We start from the raw sequence: 5209 nt of genomic DNA, 5'->3' as shown, positions 1-5209 counted from the left end.
GTTGAGCTTCAGGTGATCCTCCCGATCGTCAATGCTCCGTTCCGCATCTACTACGCCTACAACCCGCTGCGGCTCTACAAGACCATTCCACAGGAGCTTGCCGTACCGAACTCGGGTGCGGGCAACAAGTTCCAGAGCTTCTTCCCAACCTCGGACGCGGGCTTGTTCACCTATCAGCAGGCGGTCCAGTACTACGGGGCGAACTACCTGCTCCGCGAGCCGCGCAAGACCTTCCGCCTGACGGTCGGCACGACCTTCTAGGCAAACAACCCTGTATCGATGATGAGGCCCGGCGCAACCGCCGGGCCTTTTCCTTGATGCCGCTACGTTCCTAAATTCCACAACGAACGCTTTCGGCGCGTCATCTAATCTTCTGTTGAAGAAACGAAGAGCGGGAGATGTTCTACTCTCTCAATAAGGAGAAACACGATGGAACGCAGCGCAAGCGCAGTCTGGCATGGCAGTTTGAAAGAGGGCAAGGGCACCATCTCGACCCAGAGCGGCACCTTGAAGGAGACGCAGTACAGCTTCGCCACCCGGTTCGCCGATGGCGTCGGAACCAATCCCGAAGAGTTGATCGCGGCGGCCCATGCGGGCTGCTTCAGCATGGCGCTGAGCGCGCAGTTGACCGAAGCCGGACTCGTTCCCGACTCGATCGAGACGACCGCCGTGCTCACGCTCGACCTGCACGGCGAAGGCCCCACCATCACCAAAATCCACCTCACCACCAAGGCCAAGGTTCCCGGCGTGGACAAGGCGAAGTTCGACGAACTGGCCAACAAGGCCAAGGTCGGCTGCCCGGTCTCGAAAGTCTTGAAGGCGGCAGAGATCACATTGGACGCAACCCTGGTATAGCACCAGCGCCAGAATCACAAAAGCGGGTGCCCCATGTCCCGATTCTGGGACATGGGCTTTACCAGACCTCAAACCCTCGGGTGCCCATCCTTCACAGTTTCACCGCGAAGGATGGGAGCGTAAACTCCAGCCCGGCAAGGCACGAGCTCTGTCTAAGTTCGACCTCTGAGGCAAGAAAGAGTCCCTCCCATGCTTCGTCTTTTGAGCATCGCGTTTTTGATCAGCCTGATGGCTGGCGCACCCGCCGCACCGGCCCAGTCCGCAACTCCACCGGCGCAGACAGCCCATCCGGCACGTCCCACTCCTCCTACCCGCGATCCCCACACCCCGGGCTATGTCACAGCCAAAGAGCTGCCCGACGGCACGATTCCTCCCGCCAGCGTTGATGGAAACTTCATCATCGGCCCAACCCACACCCCGGCCCCCGAGATGTCCGTGCAGCCGGGCGTGCCCCAGGGAACGGTCTCCGAATTCGTCATGCAATCGACCGATAGCAAGCTCTATCCCGGCATCGCCCGCGAGCCCGGCACCTTTGGCACGCCCGACCCAAACGACCCGGCCAAGCTGATCGTGACGACCAGCCATCCTGCCCCTTACACGCGCCGCGTCGAAGTCTATGTTCCCAAACAATATGTCCCCGGCACCGCTGCTCCCTTCATCGTCGGAACCGACGGCCCCGACCATGCGCTCTTCACCGCGCTCGACAACCTCATCGCCGAGCATAAGGTGCCGGTGATGATCGCCATCTCCGTCAGCAACGGCAGCGGCGATGCCCAGGGCAGCGAGCGCGGCCTCGAATACGACACCATGTCGGGCCGCTACGCCGAGTTCGTCGAGAAGGAAGTGCTGCCCCTGGTGGAAGCAAAGTACCACGTCAAGCTGACCAGCGATCCCGATGGCCGCGCCACCATGGGCGGCAGCTCCGGCGGCTCCTGCGCCCTCATCATGGCGTGGTATCACCCCGAGTGGTACCACCGCGTACTCACCTACTCGGGCACCTACGTCAACCAGCAATGGCCGTACAACCCGCAGACACCGCACGGCGCATGGGAGTTCCACGAGCACCTCATCCCCAACTCTCCGGTAAAGCCGCTGCGCCTCTGGATGGAGGTCGGCGACCGCGACCTTTTCAACCCCAACGTCATGCGCGACAACATGCATGACTGGGTGGTCGCCAATGAGCGGATGGCCCAGATGCTGGCCGCCAGGGGGTATCACTACCAGTTTGTCTTTGCCCGCAACGCAGGCCACGTCGATCACGCCGTCAGGCAGCAGACGCTGCCCGAGGCCCTCGAATATCTATGGCAGGGCTATCCCATCGCAGCCGCGAAGCAATAAAGCTTTTCAGTGCGAGTGGCCGTGGTGATCGTGTGCGCCGACGGCTTCCAACTCGGGCGGAGCGCTGCAGCCATGCGTGGTCTCGCAGCCCCGGGTCTCGAACTGAATGGTGGTGTGGTAGATGTGGAAGCGTTCCTTCAGGGAGCAGTTGATGGCCTCGAGAATGCTGCTGCACTCCGACATCGGCATCTCCGGAATCGTCACATGGCTGGCCAGCGCACGCGACTGCGAGCCCAGCGACCAGATGTGCAGGTCATGGACATTGACCACTCCCGGAACCGACTGCATGGCCTCGCGCACCGCGCCCAGCTGAACATTGCGCGGCGTGCCTTCGAGCAGGATATTCAGCGTCTCGCGGACGATGCCGACCGAGCTCCATAGAATCATGGCGGCGATGATGATCGAGAGTACAGGGTCGATCCAGGTCATGCCGGTAAACAGGATCGCCGCGCCGCCGACGATCACCGCGGCGGTCGAAAGCGTATCGCCCAGCATGTGCAGAAAGACACTGCGGATGTTGACGTCGCCCGAGAAGCGCCACAGCAACGTGGCCACCGTACCGTTCATCACCACGCCAGCCGCCGCGACATACATCATCAGCCTTGGCTGCACCGCGACCGGCGCGTTGAGACGGTGGATGGCGGCGATGGCGATCCACGCGGCCAGCACGATCAGCGTCAGCGCGTTGACGAAGGCGGCGAGCACACCGGCGCGCTGGTAGCCGAAGGTCTTCTCTTCGGTAGCGGGCCGCGCCTGAAAGTAGACGGCGACGAAGGAGAGCAGGATGGCCAGCAGGTCGGAGACGTTGTGCCCGGCCTCGGAGATCAGGGCCAGCGAATGGGCGCGCAGACCGAAAAAGAAGGTCGCTACGACATAGGCAAAGGTCAACCCCATGGAGAACTGCAGGACGCGCTGCATCTTGCGGTTAGGGGTGGCGACCATGTGCATGATTCAAGTGTAATCCTGCCTCAGTCGCGGTTCAATGCGTCGCAACGGAACACGAACGCGCTATTCCGCCCTGAGTGCTTCGGAAGGCTCGATGGAAGCGGCACGGCGCGCGGGCAGAAGACCGGCGATCAGCGCGCAGGCACATAGGGCGGCGGCTGCTCCGCCCAGCACGAACGGATCGAACAGGCCAACTCCGTAGAGCTGATGCGCCAGATAGCGGCCACAAACAATGGCCAGAGGAATGCCGATACCCAGTCCAAGGCCGATCTGCGAGAATATCCCACGCAGAATCATGCTGACGACGTTGCCCCGGTCCGCCCCGAGAGCCATGCGAACGCCAATCTCGTTGGTACGGCGAGTGACGTTGTACGCCGTCACACCGTACAGTCCGACGGAGGCCAGCAAAAGTGCAAGCAGGCTGAAGAGGCCGGTAAGCCGGGCCATCAGGCGCTGCTGGTTGAACTGAACGGCCACCTGCTCGCGGTAGGTCTTGACATTAGTCGGCGACAGGTCGGGATTAATGCCGGCGAGGGCTTGACGTAACGGCTTCTCATAACTCTCCGGCCCTCCAGCGACCCTCAGCTGGATCGACCGGAAGTACATGGTGGAGGTCTCCAGCCGGGCATAGCCGGTCTCCGGATAGTGGATCGTCTGCGCGAACGGCACAAAATACATCGGCATCTGCGTCGAGGCGGGACTTTGATACATCGTGTTCTTAACCACGCCGACAATCTCATAATCGTAGCCATGGCCAGCCAACGACAGGCCAAAGTGCTTTCCAATCGCATCGCTTCCGGCGAAGAACTTTCGCGCGAATGCGTCATCGACTACAGCCACATGCTGCGAGGTCGCCGTATCCTGCTCCGTAATGGGACGGCCCCGCAGCACCGGCGTTCCAATGGTTTCAAAGTAGTGCGGGCTGACCCGCAGAGAGATGACGTCGGTGTCTCCAATCCAACTCTCCGAGCGCCCTCCAATCGAGATATCCATGGTCATGCAGCAACCGTTTTGCGGGCTGAACCGCGAGAAGCTGGCGCTGAGAACCCCGGGGATTCCTTGAAGGCGGTCCTGCACCTGTTGGTAGAGCGCGGGCAGTTGCTCCGGCTTATACCCTGCGCCCATCGGATCAATCGAAGCGATCAGCCGCCCTTTCGTCTCAAAGCCCATGTCCGCCTTTTCAAGATTGCGCAGACTCTGCGTCACCAGACCGGCGACGGCCAGCAGAACCAGCGAGAGCGCCGCCTGCACCACGATCAGCACCTTCTGCGGCCGCACTGCCTTGCCTCCGATATTGCGTGTACCGCCGCGCAGACCCTCCGAAGGATCGGCATGAGTCCCGATCCACGCCGGGGCGACTCCGAAGACGATTCCTGTAATCAGTGAGATCAACAAGGCGAAGCTCAGAATCGCCAGCGAAGGCGAAGCGCTGATAGGAACATAGGTCGCGCCGCGAAAGGCCATCATCAGCAGCGCCTTTGCTCCTCCATAAGCGAGTAATATCCCAGCCGCGCCGCCGATCAGCGAGAGCAGCACGCTCTCGGTCAGCACAGCGCGTATCAGCCGCAGGCGGGTGGCCCCAAGAGAGAGCCGGAGCGCTGTCTGCTGCTGCCTCGCCGCACTGCGGGCCATCAGTAGATTCGCCAGGTTCGCACAGGCAATCAGGAGCACCAGAATGGAGGCAATGGAGAGCAGATAGAGGCCGCTTCGCGATCTGCTTCTGAACTGGGAGATGCCGTCTCCGCCTGGAGTAAGGAGAATTTTCTGGTTAGGAAGCTTCACAAGATCGGCTTTATCGAGATGCCCGTCGGCGAGGAGCTTCTGCTGCAACTGCGCTGTGAGTTGAGCCTGAACCGTGGCCGGGTTCACCCCCGGTTTGAGCCGTCCAAAGAGATAGAGCCAGGCCATTCCCGGCGTGTGAAAATTTGCAGTATCTCCCTGCTCCTCGAAGACTGGTTCCTGATGCAGCGGGATCCATAAGTTGGCTGGATCGCTCTCCAGCCGGTCGCCAAAGAACTGCGGAGCGGCAATGCCCACCACGGTGACCGGCAAGCCATTGAAGGTAAAAGTC

At 61.4% G+C, this 5209-nt stretch carries 5 protein-coding genes; 3 read left to right on the top strand and 2 right to left on the bottom strand.

All coding sequences use genetic code 11. The features are described 5' to 3' along the window. From VMU57_RS18750 to VMU57_RS18740, 3 genes are all read left to right on the top strand, one after another. On the top strand, positions 1-261 hold a 261-nt coding region (locus tag VMU57_RS18750), incomplete at its 5' end, for a hypothetical protein (protein WP_325386224.1). Between the two features lie 168 nt (positions 262-429). Next, positions 430-855, top strand: coding sequence for an OsmC family protein (locus VMU57_RS18745; protein ID WP_325386222.1), 426 nt, complete (start codon positions 430-432; stop codon positions 853-855). Between the two features lie 189 nt (positions 856-1044). Then, entirely contained in the window at positions 1045-2193 is a 1149-nt protein-coding gene (locus VMU57_RS18740) for an alpha/beta hydrolase (protein ID WP_325386220.1), read from the top strand. Positions 2194-2199: 6 nt separating this feature from the next. On the opposite strand, the gene VMU57_RS18735 is transcribed toward VMU57_RS18740, so the two are convergent. Both VMU57_RS18735 and VMU57_RS18730 read right to left on the bottom strand, forming a co-directional pair. After that, a complete protein-coding gene (locus tag VMU57_RS18735; RefSeq protein ID WP_325386218.1) occupies positions 2200-3141 on the bottom strand; it encodes a cation diffusion facilitator family transporter in 942 nt (313 codons plus the stop codon). 60 nt (positions 3142-3201) lie between these two features. Next, positions 3202-5209 (bottom strand): ADOP family duplicated permease (locus VMU57_RS18730; protein ID WP_325386216.1); only part of this gene is annotated, 2008 nt, incomplete at its 5' end.

Source organism: Edaphobacter sp. (assembly GCF_035532915.1).
In the GTDB taxonomy this organism is placed as follows: Bacteria; Acidobacteriota; Terriglobia; order Terriglobales; family Acidobacteriaceae; genus Edaphobacter.
The sequence above is the reverse complement of the archived record's forward strand: the minus strand, read 5'-3'. Positions and strand labels throughout refer to the sequence as shown.

Bases quoted from the DNA above. Each gene is read 5' to 3' on its own strand.
- VMU57_RS18745 (WP_325386222.1), top strand. From the start codon at position 430: ATGGAACGCAGCGCAAGCGCAGTCTGGCATGGCAGTTTGAAAGAGGGC.
- VMU57_RS18740 (WP_325386220.1), top strand. From the start codon at position 1,045: ATGCTTCGTCTTTTGAGCATCGCGTTTTTGATCAGCCTGATGGCTGGC.
- VMU57_RS18735 (WP_325386218.1), bottom strand. From the start codon at position 3,141: ATGCACATGGTCGCCACCCCTAACCGCAAGATGCAGCGCGTCCTGCAG.